The sequence below is a fragment of the Terriglobales bacterium genome, assembly GCA_035624455.1.
GTDB lineage: Bacteria > Acidobacteriota > Terriglobia > Terriglobales > Acidobacteriaceae > DASPRM01.
The window spans coordinates 1-19190 of record DASPRM010000141.1; the positions used below are offsets into that span (position 1 = coordinate 1).

A 19190-nucleotide genomic window follows, 5' to 3' on the forward strand; every position below is an offset into this window, starting at 1 on the left:
TGCGGCGTAGATTCGGATCCGTGCACAAGCTGCCAATCTTAGCTGCGAGATCGCCGGCATCTCCGGATTCGAATTTCACGGCCGCTTGTCCCATTTCCAGAATCTCCCTCGCGCCTCCAATCCCGCTGGAAATGACCGGGCGGCCACATGCCATAGCCTCCATAATCACTCGCCCGAATGGTTCCGGTTGAGTGCTGGCATGGACCACAACGTCGAGCGCGCGAATGGCGCTGGGGGAATCCTCGACGAAACCAGTGAAGCCGACACGATCTGTGATGGCGAGGCCAGCCGCATAGGTGCGAAGCTTGGCGAGGGAAAGTTGGCTATCAGCCGTGCGGTAAAGCGGGCCTCCAATTACATAGCCACGTATCGGCAATCGGCGCGGCAAGCGGGAAATGGCTTCCATGAAGAGCTGATGGCCTTTCCACCACGCCATAGTTGCGATAAGTCCTACGCGCACCGTGCCCGGCCGGGTGGGAGAAAATCCTGCCAACGCATCGAGATTAAGCGCCGGACCCTCGGGATGAAAGCGTTCCAGGTCCACGGCGTTGTAAATCGTGCGCAGTGTGAAGGAAGACGTAATCTGTGGTCCGCAGAGCATGCGGATGTCATCCGCCACGCTGTTGGAGTTGGCGATGACGGCAGCACAGCCGGCAACATTGGAGCGAAAGAATCGGGCCATCAAAGGCCGTGAGCTGACGTAATCATGCACATGCCAGATAACCGGAATCGCAGAGGGGCGGGACCACAGGCCCAGCAAGTGCATCTTGAATCCGTTGGTGTGAATTAAGTCGGGGCGCAGCCTCTCGAGCAGCCGCCGCAGCGCACGGCGATAGCGCACCACCGGCAGCGCCGAACGAGAGAGCTTGCTGGCCAGCCGTAGAAGCCGGGCATTGCCAGGCGCAGACGGAACATAGGCGGAATCCCCGATCTGAGCGATGGCCTGGGGGAAGGGGAGCACTTCGTAGGAAATTCCTAACTCGGCGGCGCGCGGGAGCAACGATCCGTCTTCCCCAGTGACCAGTAGCAGCGACCAGTCAGGACGCGCGGCCTTAACGGCAGCCAGAGTGTCGAGCAGGCAGGCTTCCGCACCCCCCAGATGAGCCGACGGATTCAGGAAAACAATTCTCATGAACCGGGAAGCAAACGGTCAACATCGTTCGGTTGCGCTGCGGAGCCAGTCTCGGCTTCCTGGCCGTTGCCAGCCGACATCCCTGCAGGTCAGACTCCCTGATTTCATCGCCCAGATAAGCGAAATTTCATGTGCGCCGACCATTCCACGATGCGGTGCAAGAAACAGAAAACAGAGTTCCCGAGCGCGAGTATAGGTTACTGAAGTGCTGTGCCGGGGGTGCTTTTCTGGGTAACAGGCGGCGAGAATCACGATGCTAGACTGAAAAACGCTCATCGGGTGCAAGTGTTCGAGCAAGAATGCTTTTGTCGAAAGCTGGGTAGGCGCCTCTCCAGGCGGCCGAAAATGGGTGAAGATGGATCCACAGACCTCGCTGCAGAGGGTGCGCGACAGCATCCGGCCCTATGAACCCGATCCCGTTGTTTTCGGCAAGCTCTACGCCCAGAGTTACGGATTGCCGGCGCAGGAGAACGGAATTCTCCAGTACTGGCCGGTCCTGCGCAAACACCGCTGGACGATCCTGGCAACCGTAGTAATCGTAGTCACTCTGACTGCCATTGTTTCCCTGCGAACCACGCCCATTTATGTCGCAGTCGGACGGATTGCCATCAACCGCGAGGGTAATCCCCTCATCGGCATTAAGAATGCCAACGACGCGAGTGGGGACGACGACACAGATTATTCGGAGACGCTGGAAACCCAGATCAAAATCCTGCAGAGCGACAACATCGCGATGGCGGTAGCACGTGCCCTGCAATTGGACAAGAACCCCGCTTTCGCGAGCAAGGCAAAAAAGGACGCCGCGGATGGCTCGCTTCTGCAAGCTCCCACCGCTGACCCGCTGCAGGAAGCGGCGATGCTCGGCTATGTGCATGGAGGCCTGCGCATCACCCAGATTCCCAAGACTCGCATTCTGGAGATTCGCTTCACCAGTCCCGACCCGCAGATGGCAGCGCGCGTGGTGAATACGGTGATGAACGTCTACATCGAGCAGAACTTCAAGACTAAGTTTGAGAGCGCGATGCAGACGTCAGATTGGCTCTCCAAGCAACTGGCCGACCTGCAGTTGAAGGTGGAAACATCGCAGGAGAAGCTGGTCCGCTATCAGAAGGAGCACGGGATCCTGGGACTGGACGAGAAGCAGAACATCGTCACCGAAAAGCTGGACGAAATGAACAAAGAACTCATTTCCGCCGAAGGGGACCGCATTCAAAAGGAATCCCGCTACCGGCTAAGCACGTCGGGGAGTCCGGACTTGCTGAGTAACCTGGATAGCACGTCGCTGCTGCCGACGCTGCGGGCCAAACAAGCAGATCTGAAAACACAAATCGCGCAATCCGAAGTGCAGCTGGGGCCCGCGCATCCGCGATTCATTGAATTGAACCGCCAATTGCGCCAGGTCGATAACTCCATTCAGGGAGAAATGGACAAGCTCGCCGGAAAGCTCAAGAGTGACTATCTGGCAGCGGCGGCGCGGGAAAAAATGCTGCGCGAGGCCATGGAACAGCAAAAGACCGAAGCCAATAAGCTCAACGAGAGTGCCATTGAATATACCCTGATCAAGCGGGACGTGGACTCGAACCGCCAGCTCTATGAGGGACTGCTGCAGAAACTGAAAGAAGCCAGCGTGACCGCAGGACTGAAGACCAGCAACATCCGTGTGGTCGACATGGCGCGGGTGCCCCTCTCGCCTTCAGCCCCGGACACGCATCGCAATATCATGCTGGCCTTGGGCATCGGTCTGATGGGCGGGCTGGTGCTGGCGTTCGTGTTGGAAGCGCTGGACAACACCGTACGCACTCCCGAGCAGGCGCAAGCAATCTCTGCCATTCCTGTGCTGGGAATCATTCCCGCCAGCTCGCACGTGTTACCCATCCGTGGAAAACGCATGCGCACGGCAGAATTGCTTGAGGGCGCTGAGAAGAGCCTGGAGCTGGTAACCTATCGGAAGCCCAAATCCGAGATCTCCGAATCCTATCGCGCGCTGCGCACTTCGATTCTGCTGTCTTCGCTGGGGCATCCACCGAAGGTGATTCTGGTCACCAGCGCTTTGCCGCAGGAGGGCAAGACCACAACCAGCGTGAACACGGCAGTGGTTTTGGCGCAGAAAGGCTCGCGGGTGTTGCTGGTGGATGGAGATCTTCGCCGTCCCAGCCTGCACAAGCTGTTCCACATGCGGCCTAAGGTCGGGCTCAGCACTGTGCTGACGGGCAGCAGCACCGCCGAAGAAACCATAACTCCTGCCCCCAATTTGCCTGGGCTTTTCCTGCTTCCAGCAGGACCGGCCCCGCCACATCCGGCCGAGTTGCTGGGATCGACGCTGATGAAGGAGTTGATCGTGCAATGGCGGAGCCAGTACGATCACGTGATTATCGACAGTCCCCCAGCGCTTTCTGTGACGGATGCGGTGCTGTTGTCGGTGGACGTGGACTCAGTACTGTTGGTGATTCGCTCCGGCAACACTACCAAAGCTGCCTTGCGGCGTTCCCGGGAATTACTGGCACAGGTAAACGCCCGCGTCATGGGCACCGTGGTCAATGCGGTGGATGTGAATTCTCCGGACTACTACCACTACTACTATTACGGTTCGAAGTACGGCGGATACGGCCGGTACCAGGAAGAGACCGCCGCCAAGGAATCCTGACCGCAGGAGCAGGCTCGCGCGCGCATGAAACCCACGGAGTGTACGCCGTAGATGCGATGGCGGCTCACTTCAGCCTTGTCACGCTTCGCTCTCGCAGGTGTCTGCGGCGCGCTGCTGTTGTGTTACCTCATGGTGTGTGTGACGTCTTTCCTGGCATGGCGAGCGTCACGTTCTGCCGATCGTGAGCATCTGCATCTGGCCGCCCGGCTGGAGCCCTGGAATGCCGAGCATTATTATCAACTCGGACGTCATGCCTTTTTTGTTTCCGCCGACATAGCGCAGGCGATCCGCGAATTCCAGCGTGCCCTCGCCCTCAATCCTTATGCAGCCGAGACATGGTTAGATCTTTCCGCAGCTTATCTGGCGCATGGCGATCTCGCGAATCAGGTTCAGGCGCTCGAAGCAGCGTTAAAGGCCGAACCCAGCGATCCCGAAGTGGAATGGGAAGCGGGAAATCTCTACATCGTGCGCGGCGAAACCGAACGGGCGCTGGGGCTGTTCCAGCATCTGATTGCCGCCGGTTCCACTCACGCGCAATCTGCCCTGGACCTGGCCTGGCGCTCTACCCGCAGCGTGGACAGCGTGCTGCAGATGGCAGTCCCACCCACTCCCGCTGCGCGACTGGAATTTCTGAAGCTGTTATGCCAACGGCATGAGGCAGCGGCCGCCGACCGCGTTTGGATCTCGTTTCTTGAGTCAAAGCCGAGACTGCCGGCCAGCCGGATGTTCTTCTACATCGATGATCTGCTCGGCCGCCACCAGGTAAAGCAGGCACAAATGGCATGGAGAGCACTGGCGGATATCGACACTGCCATCGTGCCCGCAGACAATGAGAATCTGATTACCAATGGCAGCTTCGACCAGGCGATCCTCAATGGTGGTTTCGGCTGGCGTTACGAACCACGGGGCGGAGTGTCCATCTTGCTCGACACCACGCACTTCCACTTCGGTAGCCGATCGTTACTGATGAATTTTGATGGCGAGGGCATCTCCGAAACAGGCTTGTGGCAGTTAGTTCCTGTGGAACCGAACTCGCACTACCGTTTTTCAGGTTTTATGCAAGCCGAAGAAACAGAGACCGCCAGTGGCCCGCGATTCGAATTGGCCGACGCCTACACGCACGCCTCCGTGGCGCGCAGCGAAGACGTACTGGGGTCCACGCCATGGCGCGAATTAAGAGCCGACTTTACTACCGGTCCAGACTCTGAACTGCTGCGAATCGGCATCGTACGATCTCCGCCAAACGGGCGGATTCGCGGTAGGGTTTGGATCGATGACCTGAAGCTTAGCCGTCTTGAGATGCGCAAGTGAATTCAGATCTGAAATGACAACGCTCTATTTCAACGCGCACGCGGTGGAGGAGAGACCTGAGCGGATCACTCGCGGGATTGATTTCGCCATCTTTGCTGGCCTCTGCGCATTGCTGATCTTTGGCCCGCTTGCGTTTGGAGCGGTAGAGGAGTGGTCGCTATTGGTTTTGCGCGCAGGAGCGGCCGTCTTGTTGTTGCTATGGCTGACCAAGCAACTGATGCGGGCAACCTTTGAACTCCAACCTAACCAGGCCTACCTTCCCTTGGCATTGTTTGGTGCCTTCATCGCGGCGCAAATCATCTTAGGGATTTCGAGCTACCGATACGCAACCCTGCACGAAGCATTGAACTACGCGGCCTACGGCATGCTCCTGGTTGTGGCGGGAGAGACCTTGACCCAGCATCGGCAATTGAAGAGGTTCCTGATCGTACTGACTGTGTTTGGATTCATGCTGGCTTTATTCGCAGTGCTGCAGGACTTTTCAGGTACCGATCGCTTGTATTGGATCCGCAAGCCTGTAGCGGTAGCGGGAATCATCTACGGTCCCTACGTGAATCATAATCACTATGCCGGGCTGATGGAGTTGCTTGTCCCTGCCCCAATTGTGCTGAGCCTTGGAGAACGAGGGGGCAAGCGTGCCCTGTTCGTTTTTGTGGCTGTCTTGATGGGCGGCAGCGTGTTTCTGTCGCGTTCGCGTGGCGGGATACTGGCGTTGCTGCTGGAGATGATCTTTCTCGGAGTTTGTCTGTCTCGCCTGAAGACGGGCCGTCGAGGCTTTCCTCTGCTGGCGGGACTGGGAGTGCTTACCGGCGCGTTCTTGCTTTGGGTCGGCAGCGCCAAAGTGATCCATAGAATCGTAGAGACCCAGGACTCCTATCGTCTTACCATTTACGCAGACTGCCTGCGGATGTGGATACAGAATCCAGTTGCGGGCTTCGGATTCGGGACTTTCCCCACGGTGTATCCGCAATTCCGCAGTTTCTACAGTCATGTTTTCGTCAACCAGGCTCACAATGATTATCTGCAACTGTTGGTAGAGACTGGGATGATCGGCTTTGCGCTGATGGCCTGGTTTCTCGCAGGGATTTACGTGACGGGATTCAGAAAACTCGAGCAGTCCGATCCGGACGACAACCGATTTTTCCATCTGGCAGCTCTGACAGGAATCACAGGCCTGCTCATACATAGCCTGGTTGATTTCAATCTCCACATTCCGGCTAACGCGGCTCTCTTTTTTGTGTTATGCGGAGTAGTCGCAGCTCCGGTGCCGGTGAAGAAGCATGTCTTGCGAAAGATCGAACGGCGAGAGCGGCAGCCAGAATATGCTGGATGATCTTCGGATGCGATTGCGGACCAGTCATGAATAAATTCTCAAAGGACGTAGTCATCAAGGCAGCGCCGGACCAGGTTTCCTGTAACGTGGGCGGGGAAGCGGTCATCTTGCACCTGAAGCAAGGCACCTACTACGGGCTGAACGAAATCGGGGCCGTAATCTGGAGAAGTCTGCAGAAACCGAAAACTGTGGGCCAATTGGAGGAGTTGATGCTGGCGGATTTCGATGTCAGCAAGGAACAGGTGGAAGGGGATTTGCAACAGTTGCTCGAGCAGATGCAAGCCTCTGGCCTGATCGTGGCGGAGCAGATTTGAAACGCCTGGTCCGATTTCTGCGTTTGCCGCGCAAAGGAAAACTGGAATTGATGGCCGCGGTGTGCTTGGTTGTAGCCGCAGTGGTGATGATACGGCTTCTGCCCTTCCGGGCATGGAAGCAGTGGGCGGGGGAGCGGGGCGGGTTGAAGGCTCCGCCGCAACAAGTCGCGGAAATAGCCTGGGCGATTATGGCTGCCGCGCGCTTCGTTCCCGGTGCGACCTGCCTGCCCCAGGCGTTAGCGGCTGCGTGGTGGCTGCATCGGTTTGGATACGGATGCCATCTGCGCCTTGGGGTGGCGCGAGCAGGGGAGGAATTTCGCGCGCATGCATGGCTCGAAAGTGGAGGGCAAGTTCTGATTGGTGGCGAGGAGAGCCCGCTCGAGTACGTCGCCCTGGTTGAGGCGAGCAGATCGTGAGCGTTTCCTCGCAGCTGGAGGGCTCACTTCAACAGGCGCCCGCAGGCGCTTTCGTTTCCGTTGAGCGGCGCGGCTGCAGCCGCGAATTTGCACTCTTGCTTCACTGCTGTCGCCCTCTCTATTGCAAGGCCGATCGCGATCGGATCCTGCCATTACTGGGGGCAGGCCTTGACTGGATGCACCTGCTGGAGTCGGCCAACCACCATGGCGCCACGCCGTTCGTATATCAGAGGCTGGCAGAAGCTAAGCTAGACCGGCTGGTGCCGGCCGAATCCTGGGCCTTGATCGAGCAGCAGTTTCACACCCATCTTCGGCACAACCTTTTTCTGGTGGGGCAGTTGCGATCAATTCTGGAAGCCTTGGATTCAGCCGGCATACCTGCCATTCCCTTCAAAGGACCTGCGTTGGCAACGGCACTGTGGGGCCACCTCGGTCTTCGGCAGTGCGTGGATCTGGACATTCTCGTTGCTCCCAAGCATGTGCTCGCCGCCATGGAGGCGCTCCACAACCTGGGCTACGAGCCCGGCATCCGGTTGAATTCCTCAGTCTGGGGTGAACACATTCGAGTGGCCTCCGAGATGCCATTGCGCAAGACAAATTCCGAGATGCTGCTGGAATTACAGTGGGATATCGCGCCACGATGCTTTGCGGTCGAGATCGGTATGAACGAGTCTTGGAAGAGAGCGGCGGTGAGCGAGTGCAACGGAATGTCCGTGCTCTCGTTTGCGCCGGAAGACCTTCTGCTGGCGTTGTGCGTTCATGGCTGGAAACACGAGTGGTCGCGACTGATATGGGTCAGCGACGTCGCACGCTTGATCGTGCAAAATCCTGGGCTCGATTGGGCCGCGATATTGGCCCGTTCCAAGCACTACGGTGTGAAGCGGATTCTGAGCCTTGGGGTGAGCCTGGCCCATGAACTTCTGGGGAGCCCGTTGCCGGAGGCGATCGACGAAACGGCGCAAGCCGATGCGGAACTGGAGTGCTTGCTTCAGCAAGCGCGCCGCGGACTGGGAGAGAACAGGCAGGTCAGCTACATTGGTTGGCATCTTTTTCTGCTAAGGGCGCGCGAGCGCTGGCGCGATCGGATCAGACACGCTGTTCGATTTGTTTTCACACCAGGCGTACCGGAATTGACAGCAATTGCCCTTCCCAGGCCGCTGCATGGCTTATATCCGGTGATGCGCGTGCTGCGATTGGGGAAACAATTAGTCGCCAGCGACTAGAGAAGCTGTCGAGGCTGCTCGAAGGACCCTGAGGGTGCCGCGTTCAAGCGAAGCTTGGGCGGGGTAGTTCCTTCGATCCCACCCTCAGCCAAAGGAGGGCTGAAGAGTGGGGCACCCGGCAACAGAGGTTTAGCTAAACTCTCGCGAGATTTTCGCTACCCGATCCAGCGCTTGTTGCAGGGTTGCGAAGCGGTCAGGATGGCGACGAGTCAATTCTTCGGCAATTTCCGCCAGCGAATGCGCACCATTCATCTGCTCGAGGATGAAGCGCTGAATCTGCCCTTCGAAATTCAGTTCCGGACGATAAGCCGAAGCAGATTTGTGCAATCGTTCCTGGGAAATCAGGATAGACGGCAAGCTGGACTGGGTGAGCTCGGTCAGCATGGTCTCTCCGCGCCAGAGGGTTGTATTCCAGCGCCAGAGATAGTCGCCGGAAACCAGATGCGCGGAAATGCTCACTTCAACGCGGTCACCGGTTTCGATTGGCATAGGCTGGGGCCAGGGCAGCAGTATCTGTCCGTAGATCCTGGTAGGAGCGCCCGGAGCGCAGGAGAAGCCCACATTCTCGTAGAGTTGGGTCGAGAACCAGAGGCATAAGCCGTGGCCCAAGCCGTTGCGTTCAGCGTGAAGCGTTGTGTTGCCTTCACAGTGGGGCGAGTTGCGCGAGCGGTAGTCGAGAGTGGCCCAGGTGCGAGGTTCTGTCAGAAGCTGGCCAGACTTCAGGTCTGCGCGCCAGATGGAATGAGTTGCGGCTGTGACAGCCGGGCCCAGATCAAACGAGTAGCGATTAGCGGTCAAGCCTTTCAGTTCATTGGCATACAGATCGGGAGCCTCCGCCGCCGCTACCCATAGGGTGTCGATTTGCGGGATGAGTACGCCATTAGGCCTGAGCAAGCGCTGCCGGGCATCGATAAGGGAAGGGATTGCCAATCCCAGCATTGGAAGAATGCCGCGGAGATCGGAGACGATGACATCGGCGGGCGAGGGAAGGGTAACATCGCTGGAGAGTCCGTGAATGAACTCGATGCGATCGGTGCAGTTGTTCGCAACTGCGCAATCGCGGGCTACCTGGATAATGTCGTCCGCTTCTATGGCAAAGACCCTGGCCGCTCCCAGACGCACGGCAAGCGCCGCCATCAGGCCTAGTCCACATCCCAGATCCACAACTACCGATCCGGGTGTCACGCTGCGCCGCAAAGCTTCCTCATAAGCATTCATTCGAACAGAATCGTGAATCATGCTGCCGTAGTCGCGCAGGCTATACATTGCAATTCTGAGCAGTGAGTTTCGCGGAGCGGAAGTTCTCGATCAGAAGATCGCAAGCCGAGGGAAGCGCTTTGAAATTGTCCGGAAGCAGCAGCTGCCGAACGGGTACAAGTTCCGCTAATGGCGAGAGCGTTCTGAATTCTGCGGCGCGCATATTCTCATCGAGCACGCCGTTGGCGTAGGTATTTGCCACCAGCGCGATGAGCGCATCGCGGGATGAAATCTCGGAAATGCGCGGTGACGCGTCATCCGAGGTATTGAGCAGGTAAATCGCGCCCAAAGGAAGCGGTTGCGGCTGGAAGCGGGGAGGTTGCAGGCCGAGGTAAAGTTTCTCCCAGTTGGGAGTGAGTCTAGGCAGTGCATCTGTTGAGCCGAAGAGGGCAGCGGCAGAATCCGGCCAAAGCCGTATCCGTGGATATCCAGGTTGCACGAAATACCTTCCTCCGGCTTCTTCTATGGGCAGAACATCTTCGCTCACGACGACAAATCCCGTTTGAGCCATAGCGGCAGCCAGGGTTGATTTGCCCGATCCGGCAGGCCCAACCAGAGCTGCGACCAGGCCATCCACGGCGACTGCCGCCGCGTGCAGGCAGGTGATCCCGCGCAAGCGCAGGAGGAAGCCAAACACTGGGCCAAGAAGATAAGTCGCGGCGTCTTCGAGGGAAGATTTTGATCCCCAGGCAGCCCATATCTCAGAGCCGGCTCGGTTTAAAACGAATTCTGTGCCATCGGCGTAATGGAGATGAAGGTGATTGGAACCCAGGGCCAACATCCGCAGACCGTCTGGCTCCTCCTGCTTGGCAGCGAAGAAAGGCAATGCGCTCAACTCCAGGTTCCGCAAGCAAGGCGGGATCTCGCCCAGATAAACGCGAACATCTACTGCCGCCTCAGATGCCGGAGAAGCGGCTAACCCCGGAATTGGCAGGTTGGAGACAATACTCAAACCATACGCGCGCGAAGCGTACAGAGATGCGCTGGAGAGCACTGCATTCGATTGAACGAGCGACACAGGCAGCTCAGGGGAATTCAATGGTCAGAAGTGGGTCCGAGTGCCCATAGTAACGGTGTCCCGCATGCCCTTTGGCCTTCCTGTTCGTGTCAGTTCGGCGACGTCGCCATACCTGACAAGCTCGGGCTTGCAATAGGGGCGTTTGCCGGGAATTGTTTTTTTCCCCGATTCGTCCGTCTTTTCAATGAGGGATGCCATAGCCGTCACAATTATTGGCCGATTCTAGCACTCAACAGCCATCCATTAAGACACAGAGGAACAAGACTAGTCCATACACCGAAGTCATCGGCAGCTTCCCGACCTGCCATAAACCTAGCCGTGTCAACGTAGCGGGACAAAAAGGGATGAAACGATAAATTCCTTTGCGAACACTGGAAATCCCTCAGTTTGCCAAGGAGGAAGGAATCCGCGACCGGCGTCTTTGGCCGCAGGCGGATGGGATTTGGCAGCCAACCGCTCATCGCCTCGCGCAAAATTTCTTTGTCGACGCACCAGGGAATGGGCGGCAGGGATAAGAGAAAACGGATGACGCGCAGGTCAAAGAATGGATGGCGCACTTCCAACGCGGACCCGGTAAAGCCCGGGTCGTAGGACTCGAAAAGCGGCGGCCACTGCGGCGAGCAGAGGAGATTGTAGGCTTCGGGACGAAGAGGGTGAGCAGGCTTGGTAAGCTCGCCGTAGTAATCCATCCAGCGATCTTCCAGATGGAGTTCCTTCCGTAGATCTTGAGCCAGCCATTCTGGCAGTGCTGGCAGATCGGCCTTCCTCCCCTTGGCGCGCCGCTTTAGTTCGCTTCGCAGACCCACGTTGGGCAGCTTGCCTCGGATGCGCCAGTAGCGCCCTGCCTGCCACAACAAGGAGGGAAACCCGGGGGAGACTAATGTTGCGATGGCGTGGGAGGCAGAGGCCAGCATTGCCGGATCCCCTCCCAATCCAGTCAGCGCAACCCGGCTGTGACTGGCGATTGTCCGAAACCAATCGTAATTGCTGGCGCTGAGAGGATCGGCATTGGGCTCTGGTCCTACGATCTCCGGGCATTGCCAACGCTCAAACAGTTTGTAAGGCTCCAGAGAATGAAACGAAATCGGCAGCTGCAAACTGTCTGCTGCCAACCTGGCGAACTCGTACTCCGGATCCGGCTCTTCCCCATGACAGTAAACGGTGAATGCATTCAGCGACTCCGGTCTCGACTGCAAATGCCGCCTGGCGGTGGCAGCGATGGAAGTGGAGTCGAGCCCGCCACTCATGAGAACTGCAGACTTCGAGAAATGCAGCCGATCCCTTACAGCATTTCCCAGGAGATCTCGGAAGTGCTCGACATAGTCCTGGGGCTTGGAATAGTGAATTTCAGCGTCAACAGGGAGGCTCCAGTAGCGACGCACGCGAACCGAGCCCTGTTCGACGATAAGCAGGTGAGCAGGCGGCAGGCGGCGGATGTCGGCGAATGCAGTGCGTTCCAGATGGTGGCAAGCGCCGAAGAGCAGGAAGTCGGCAACCGCTTCGTCGTCAAGTCGGTCGGATACCCCGGGATAGGATCGCAATGCCTGCAGCGTATTGCCGAAGACTAGTGTGTCAGCAGGCTGGGCATAGAAAAAAGGCTTCACCCCGAAGTGGTCACGCGCACAAAAGAGCCGTGAGGAGGGTGCGTCCCAGATGGCGAACGCAAAATCCCCGGCGAAATGAGACAGGCACTCCCCGCGCCAGATGCGATAGGCCTGCAGGATCAAGGCAGCATCCGAGAGTTGCTGGAGTTGCTGGCCACCCTCGGGGTAGAGTTGAGATATGAGTTCGGTGCGGGCGTCCAGGCGGGCATCGGCTGTGATCCAGACGTGGCCATCTAGAGTAAATGGTTGGGTTAGCTGGGCAGGCTCGTCAGAGATGCGCAGTGCCGCATGAGCAAGCCCGACACCGCCATCTGACCAGATCTGCACGTCATCAAGTCCGCGAAACGCTACTGAATTTGCCAATAGCTGAAGTTGCGAGGAGTCGATGGGGCTGCGATCCAGGGTGAAGATGCCAGCAATACCACTCATGAGAGGGAGCACCGCAACTATAGCATCCGCGGCGGGTCAGAATCTGTGCGTCGTTGCTCGAGATCTTCAATGACAAGAGTCTCGGCGCAAATATTTTTTCCGGCTTGGTGTTTTCAGGCATGACGAGTCAAGCGGCGCGGGGAAAAGCTCGCAAATGATTGTTCCAGAATGCACATCGCTTGCGGGTGCAAGTAGCAGAAAGCAGGGGGGAACTGCACAAATTTCCTGACAGTTGCAAATTGCTGCATCTTCAGGGCATCTTGCGGGTTATTGACGCTCCCGCGGAGTCGAGAGATGTTATTGAAAAATTAGTAACTTACACGTTGAACAGGAGTACGTAAGCGGCCTTTGAAGTGGCCACTAAAATGCACCAGAAAAGCAACAGATACTTTCGGAGTAATTCGATTGGAATAACCCGGAGGAGGAAGAAGGCATCTTCCCCGATTCAGTAAATGCCGTCCGAAGGGAGTCCCCAATGCGCAGGCTGGTTCTGAGCGTCTGTTTGTTGGTTGTCAGTGGCGTGGGCGCCTCGGCGTCCAGCTTCAGCTATTCAATAACCGGGAGCTACGATAGCGGCCCTTTCACAGATCCCAATAATGTGGTTATTGCAGGGGACTCGTTCTCCCTGGGTTTCTCGAATATACCTTCACCACTGCCACAGGCGACAATCCCGACAATCACGGGCGTGCCATTGATTTACTCAGTTGACGGAACATCGATCACTGGCCTGATTGCTACGATCCAATTTATACCCTTCATCGTGGGTGATTTTTCGACTGGATTGTTCGACATCCTGGTGAGCGACTTCAATGGCTTTGACTATGAATGGGGATTCACGGGAGCAGCCGCCTTCGACCAAAATAATTTTCAGCTCTTCGCACTCAACGGAGTGCCCGTCAATTTGGATAACAGCTCCATCATCGTGACCAACAGTAGCAACTCGCAGGACTTCACTTTCGGTGGATTTCAGGAAGGTACCGTGGTTAACGCTGCGGAAGTCCCGGTTCCCGAACCGAGCAGTCTGCTGATGCTGGCCAGCGGACTGGCAGCAACCATCGGAGCAGTGCGTCGCAGGTTATTGCGCTAGCAGCTTCACTTCAGTTCAAAACTAACCAGCATTTTCCAACGCCAAAGCCATTCCCATGCCACCGCTAACGCATAGTGTAGCGGCGCCGGTACGAGATTTGCGTTTCCTCATTTCATGCAGCAAGGTGACGGTGATACGGGCGCCGGTGCAGCCAATGGGATGCCCGAGGGCAATGGCGCCACCGTTAACGTTGAGCCTGTCACGATCAAGGTGAAGTTCGCGATCACAGGCCAGGACCTGGGCGGCAAACGCCTCGTTCAACTCAACGAGATCGAAGTTAGCGGGAGCGAGTCCGGTTTTCTGTTGGAGTTTTTGCATTGCCGGGACGGGCCCGATTCCCATGGTCCGCGGATCCACTCCGGCGGAGGTAACGGCCATAATACGAGCCAACGGTTGCAGCTGATGATTGCGGACAAAAGCTTCGCTGGCCAGCACCATGGCGGCCGCTCCATCGGTGATCCCGGACGAGTTGCCGGCGGTGATGGTTCCCGATTCAGAGAAAACCGGCGAGAGGCGAGCCATTTTCTCCGGGCTGGCGTCGGGGAATGGGTGTTCGTCGCGGGTGAAGAGTTGCATGCCTTTCTTACCTTCAATCGGGACAGGAACGATTTCATCCTCGAAGCGCTTTGTTGCCAGGGCTCGTTCGGCTCGCTTCTGTGAACAGAGAGCAAACTGGTCCTGCTCCTCGCGCGAAATCATGTACTGCTGCGCCAGCAGCTCCGCCGTTTCGCCCATCACCATTTTGGCCATGGGACAAAAAAAGCCATCGCGGTACATGCCATCGATCAGTTCCTGGTTCCCCAGGCGGAGTCCCCAGCGGGCTTCAATGTAGTACGGCAGGCGGGACATGGATTCGGTTCCACCGGCTAATACACATTCCAGGTTGCCGTCAGCGATCTCCGTAAAAGCCAGAGCCAGACTCTTCATCCCAGAAGCACAAGCCATGTTGAGGGTGTAAGCGGGGACGCTCTCGGGGACGCCGGAGCGGATGGAAATCTGGCGCGCAGGATTGGGGCCGCCGCCAGCCTGGCGAGCATTGCCGAAGACGGTCTCCTGAACCTGTTTGGGCGAAATGCCAGCGCGTTCCAGCGCGGTGCGTGCGGCGACCACTCCCAGATCGACGGCACTCAGCGATGTCAGCGAGCCACCAAACTTGCCGATCGGGGTGCGCACAGCGGAAAGAATAAAGACGTTCTGCAAGAACGGAGCCTCCCCAACAACTGGCTGAATTCAGTCTAACAAAGCCAGTGGCCTCGATCCGGCCTCCTGCCAAGCCACGATATGATGTTTAGTGTTGTTTCCAGCATTCAGAAAAACGACATGAGCGTTATTTACGGCATACATCCCGTCGCCGAGGCCCTGAAGGCGCGGGGACGTGCCTTTGAGTACGTGGCTGTGCTGAGCGAACGCCAAGACAGCCGGCTGAATCGGATTGTGGAGGCGTGCCGGGCGGCGAGAGTTCCGGTACGCCAGTTGCCGCGTGAACAGCTCAATCGCCTGGCCGAGGGCGGCACGCATCAGGGCGTGGTGGCAGTCACGTCAGAAAAGCAATACGTGGGACTGGAAAATTTGCTGGAGCAACAGCGCGGACAGTACCGCTTTCTTCTCGTGCTGGACGGAGTCGAAGATCCGCATAATCTGGGCGCGATTATCCGCACTGCGGACGCGACCGGCGTGGATGGAATCATCTTGCCGGAGCGACGTGCTGTGGGCGTGACTGGGGCAGTGACCAAGGCATCGGCTGGCGCGTCGGAGTACATGCCTATCGCGCGCGTGGTGAACATATCGCGAGCGTTAGAGGAGCTTAAAGAGAAGAATATCTGGACGGTAGGTCTCGACGAGCGTGGTCCTCAAAGCTATGAGCAGACAGATTTCGCGATGAATTGCGCACTGGTGCTGGGAGCGGAAGGCAAGGGACTGCACGAACAGGTGCGGAAGAAATGCGACTTTCTGGTCTCCATCCCCATGCTAGGCCGAGTGCCGTCATTGAATGTTTCGGTGGCTGCAGCGGTCGTAATGTACGAAATCGCGCGGCAACGACGCGAAAAGAAGACCCGCGCCACAAAAAGTGAAAAGGCAGCGAGCACGGCCGGGGAACGAGAGTGAAACTGCTGTGGGTGCTCTGCTTTCTCGGTTGCTCCTGGTCTTCATTGTGGGCGCTTGATCGCGAAGCATTTCGCTTTACCCGCTATGACCTGGAAGTTCGGGTCGATCCTGACAACCAGGTGCTGGCAGCGCGCGGGAAGATCGTCCTGCGCAACGATTCGGCTCAGCCGCAGACGAACGCGACGCTGCAGATTTCGTCTTCGCTGAGCTGGCGGCTCATCGAATCTGGCGGCAAGCCGTTGCAGCATCTTGATCAGAATTATCCCAGCGACATCGATCACACCGGAGCCGTCACCGAAGCGGTAGTGACCCTGCCGGGCGCGGTGCCGGTGGGCGGCAGCGTAGAGCTGGAAGTGGGATACAGCGGCGCTATCAAGCAGGATGCAACCCGGCTCACCGAGATCGGTGTTCCGGATGCAACTGCCACGGCGAGCGACTGGGATCAGATCAGCAAAGATTTTACGGTTCTGAGAGGCGTGGGACACGTGGCATGGTATCCGCTGTCAATCTCTGCAGCTCGTCTTGCCGAAAACACGCTGTTTCCTGCCCTGGGCCGCTGGCAGATGCGACAAGCACAGGCGGACATGCGAATGAGGCTGTGCTGGATCAGCGATCAGGAACAGCCGCCCACTTTGATTGCTAACGGACACTTTGAAGGAATGGGAGGCAAGACCGAAGGCGAGATCACGAAGACGCGGTGCTCGGATTACCGCTTCGCACCGCTCGGCACAACCATTCCCACGTTTACGATCGGCAACTGGGAGGTGCTGAACCGGCCTAATATCACTATCTATCACACGCCGGATCATAAGAATGTCGCCGCGGATTATGCGCTGGCGGCGGAAAAACAGGCTCCCTTTATCACCGATTGGTTTGGGGCAGCGAGTGAGAAAGTCCAAGTAATCGAATTGCCGGATGTGCATGACGAACCTTTCGAGACTGGCGCCATGATCTTTACACCTTTGCGCAGGGGAGAGCCGAAGTCACTGGAGTTGATGATGGCGCATCAGCTGACGCATGCGGCGTTTCATTCGCCGCGGCTGTGGATCGCTGAGGGCGTGGCTCATTTTGCGCAGGCGCTGGTGAGGGAAAACCAGGAGGGCCGCAAAGCGGCTTTGTCATACATGAGCGCGCGCTTGCCTGCCCTGGTCGAACTGGAAAAGCAAAGTCCGGCGGAGAGCACCGACAATGCACTCATCGCTTCCAATGATGAGGTCTTCTACCGCGTGAAAGCTGCCTACGTTTGGTGGATGCTGCGGGACATGATTGGGGATACGACGCTGCGCGATGCACTCAGGGCGTATCGCCCGGACCAGGATAAAGCACCTGGCTACCTACAGCAGCTGCTGCAAACGCATACCAAACGCGATCTGGAATCGTTCTTCGATGACTGGGTGTACCGCGATCGCGGCCTGCCGGACTTCCGCATCACTTCGGTGTTTCCACGGGAAACGCTCAACGGAGGTTACGTGGTTGCGGTGACGGTAGAGAACACGTCGGCGGCCGGCGCCGAGGTGCCATTGACATTGCGGACAGCTTCCGGCGAGCGGGAAACCAGGCTGCAGGTTCCGGGAAAGCAGAAGGCGGTAACAAGGATCCAGACATCCGAGATGCCAGTCGAAGCGGTGGTGAATGATGGCAGCGTGCCGGAAGCGGACGAGAGCAACAATACGTTCAAGCTGGAACCAAAAGCGACGCAGTAAAACGATCCGGCTTCTGTATGTCGTCCCTGGCGGGACTCATCCATTCCAATTCTGCTTTCCGGCACTCACGTGCCAGGCTATGCCGTGCCGCCGCTGCGCGGCTGAGGAGAAGCGGGGAGAGTAGAATCACGCTTACGTTCCTCTAAGGAGTTCGATTGGCCTACATCCAGTTTCTTGGCGCTGCCGGCACAGTAACGGGATCGAAGCACCTTATCAACACCGCTGACGTTGAAAATGGAAATGAAGGTTTCCAGGTACTGATCGACTGCGGGCTGTTTCAGGGCGAGAAAGAATGGCGGGAACGCAACTGGTTGGATTTGCCAATTCCGGCCAAAACGATTGATGCGGTGATTCTCACCCACGCCCATCTGGACCATTGTGGCTGGATTCCAAGGCTGGTCAAACAGGGCTTTCGGGGACCGATTTATGCCACGCCGCCGACCATCGATCTGTGCTCCATCCTGCTGCCCGATTCCGGCCACCTGCAGGAAGAGGATGCGGCGTTCTACAACAAGCACAAGGCATCGAAGCACATTCCGGCGTTGCCGCTTTATACGTTCGAAGAGGCGCAGGAGTGCATGCAGTATTTTCAGCCGGTGAACTTTGGTGAGCCGATGCAGTTGCGGCCAAATTTCAGCTTTCGATTCGTGCGTGCGGCGCACATCGTGGGCTCATCGATGGTGGAAGCCAGTGTCGGGAATGGCGGTAGGTCGCCGCGGCTGCTGTTCACCGGGGATATTGGACGTGTGCGCGATTCGGTAATTGCTCCCGGGAGAGTGGTTCACTCCGGCCCCACAGAAGGTGAGAAAGCCGACGTGATGGTGATGGAGTCCACCTACGGGAACCGGCTCCATCCCAAGAACGATCCACGACCTGAGTTGGCGAAATTGATCTCCGACACCGCACGCCGCGGTGGTAGCGTGGTCGTACCCGCCTTCGCTGTCGAACGCACTCAGAAGTTTCTGTTTCTTGTGAAAGCACTGATGGAGACTGGCCAGATCCCGCGGGTGCCAGTGTTTGCCGACAGCCCGATGGCCATCCAGTCGGTACAGGTTTTTTTGAAATATGAGAGTGAATTCAGCGATGAAACGCGGGCGCTGATCGATAAATATGGCTCGCCTTTGACCTGGCAGGGCTTCACCTTCGCCTGCACGCCGGACGATTCCAAGAAGATAAACGAGATCAAATATCCGTGCATCATCGTGTCCTCAAGCGGAATGGCTACGGGCGGCCGCATTCTGCATCACCTGATGTTGCGATTGCCCGATCCGAAAAACCTGGTTTTGTTTATTGGGTTCCAGGCGCCCGGGACGCGTGGCTGCGCGATCAAGAGCGGCACACCGGAGGTGAAGATTTTTGCCACCATGGTGCCGGTGCGCGCGCAGGTGGCGGCGCTCGAGCAGTTCAGTGATCACGCGGATACTCCGGAGTTGCTGGAGTGGCTGCACACTTTCAAAGGGCGGCCAGCGGTTACCTACCTCGTGCACGGTGAGCCCGATGCCGCTGCAAAATTGCGCACCGCGATCACGAAAGAGCTGGGATGGAAGGTGGAAGTGGCGCAGTGGAAACAGAAAGCCAGCTTGAACAACGTCCCTGTGCGCGCCGGAGCCTGA

The 19190-nt window shown here is 57.6% G+C and carries 15 protein-coding genes; 10 read left to right on the forward strand and 5 right to left on the reverse strand.

Annotation, left to right across the window (positions count from 1 at the left end; all coding sequences use genetic code 11):
* A partial coding sequence (locus VEG30_15935; protein ID HXZ81419.1) for a glycosyltransferase occupies positions 1–1132 on the reverse strand: 1132 nt, incomplete at its 3' end.
* A 355-nt stretch (positions 1133–1487) separates the two neighbouring features.
* On the opposite strand from VEG30_15935, the gene VEG30_15940 reads away from it, so the two are divergent.
* The 6 genes from VEG30_15940 to VEG30_15965 all read left to right on the forward strand — a co-directional run bounded on the left by VEG30_15940 (position 1488) and on the right by VEG30_15965 (position 8373).
* The gene (locus VEG30_15940) at positions 1488–3776 is read left to right on the forward strand and encodes a polysaccharide biosynthesis tyrosine autokinase (protein ID HXZ81420.1); all 2289 of its coding nucleotides are present in this window, start codon (positions 1488–1490) and stop codon (positions 3774–3776) included.
* A gap of 51 nt (positions 3777–3827) precedes the next feature.
* A complete protein-coding gene (locus VEG30_15945) occupies positions 3828–5087 on the forward strand; it encodes a hypothetical protein (GenBank protein ID HXZ81421.1) in 1260 nt (419 codons plus the stop codon).
* 13 nt (positions 5088–5100) lie between these two features.
* Positions 5101–6420 (forward strand): O-antigen ligase family protein, encoded by a 1320-nt coding sequence (locus VEG30_15950; protein ID HXZ81422.1) that lies wholly within the window; start codon positions 5101–5103, stop codon positions 6418–6420.
* 26 nt (positions 6421–6446) lie between these two features.
* Positions 6447–6734: a PqqD family protein gene (locus tag VEG30_15955; GenBank protein HXZ81423.1), complete on the forward strand. Its 288-nt coding sequence runs from the start codon at positions 6447–6449 to the stop codon at positions 6732–6734.
* Positions 6731–7150 (forward strand): lasso peptide biosynthesis B2 protein, encoded by a 420-nt coding sequence (locus VEG30_15960; protein ID HXZ81424.1) that lies wholly within the window; start codon positions 6731–6733, stop codon positions 7148–7150. The genes VEG30_15955 and VEG30_15960 overlap by 4 nt, the downstream gene beginning before the upstream one ends.
* A gap of 176 nt (positions 7151–7326) precedes the next feature.
* On the forward strand, positions 7327–8373 hold the full coding sequence (locus VEG30_15965) for a nucleotidyltransferase family protein (GenBank protein HXZ81425.1): 1047 nt from the start codon (positions 7327–7329) through the stop codon (positions 8371–8373).
* A 129-nt stretch (positions 8374–8502) separates the two neighbouring features.
* On the opposite strand, the gene VEG30_15970 is transcribed toward VEG30_15965, so the two are convergent.
* The 3 genes from VEG30_15970 to VEG30_15980 all read right to left on the reverse strand — a co-directional run bounded on the left by VEG30_15970 (position 8503) and on the right by VEG30_15980 (position 12681).
* Complete coding sequence (locus VEG30_15970; protein ID HXZ81426.1) at positions 8503–9639, reverse strand: 50S ribosomal protein L11 methyltransferase; 1137 nt, start codon at positions 9637–9639, stop codon at positions 8503–8505.
* Positions 9632–10648 carry a hypothetical protein gene (locus VEG30_15975; protein HXZ81427.1) on the reverse strand — a complete coding sequence of 339 codons (1017 nt, stop codon included), beginning with the start codon at positions 10646–10648 and terminating at the stop codon, positions 9632–9634. The genes VEG30_15970 and VEG30_15975 overlap by 8 nt, the downstream gene beginning before the upstream one ends.
* 209 nt (positions 10649–10857) lie before the next feature.
* Complete coding sequence (locus VEG30_15980) at positions 10858–12681, reverse strand: asparagine synthase-related protein (GenBank protein ID HXZ81428.1); 1824 nt, start codon at positions 12679–12681, stop codon at positions 10858–10860.
* 475 nt (positions 12682–13156) lie between these two features.
* On the opposite strand from VEG30_15980, the gene VEG30_15985 reads away from it, so the two are divergent.
* A complete protein-coding gene (locus VEG30_15985; protein HXZ81429.1) occupies positions 13157–13768 on the forward strand; it encodes a PEP-CTERM sorting domain-containing protein in 612 nt (203 codons plus the stop codon).
* 21 nt (positions 13769–13789) lie between these two features.
* Here the strand turns inward: VEG30_15985 and VEG30_15990 are convergent, their stop codons facing one another.
* The gene (locus VEG30_15990) at positions 13790–14968 is read right to left on the reverse strand and encodes an acetyl-CoA C-acetyltransferase (GenBank protein HXZ81430.1); all 1179 of its coding nucleotides are present in this window, start codon (positions 14966–14968) and stop codon (positions 13790–13792) included.
* Positions 14969–15088: 120 nt separating this feature from the next.
* On the opposite strand from VEG30_15990, the gene rlmB reads away from it, so the two are divergent.
* The 3 genes from rlmB to VEG30_16005 all read left to right on the forward strand — a co-directional run bounded on the left by rlmB (position 15089) and on the right by VEG30_16005 (position 19190).
* On the forward strand, positions 15089–15874 hold the full coding sequence (gene rlmB, locus VEG30_15995) for a 23S rRNA (guanosine(2251)-2'-O)-methyltransferase RlmB (GenBank protein ID HXZ81431.1): 786 nt from the start codon (positions 15089–15091) through the stop codon (positions 15872–15874).
* On the forward strand, positions 15871–17577 hold the full coding sequence (locus VEG30_16000) for a hypothetical protein (GenBank protein HXZ81432.1): 1707 nt from the start codon (positions 15871–15873) through the stop codon (positions 17575–17577). Before rlmB ends, VEG30_16000 begins: the two co-directional genes overlap by 4 nt.
* A 155-nt stretch (positions 17578–17732) precedes the next feature.
* Entirely contained in the window at positions 17733–19190 is a 1458-nt protein-coding gene (locus VEG30_16005; protein HXZ81433.1) for an MBL fold metallo-hydrolase, read from the forward strand.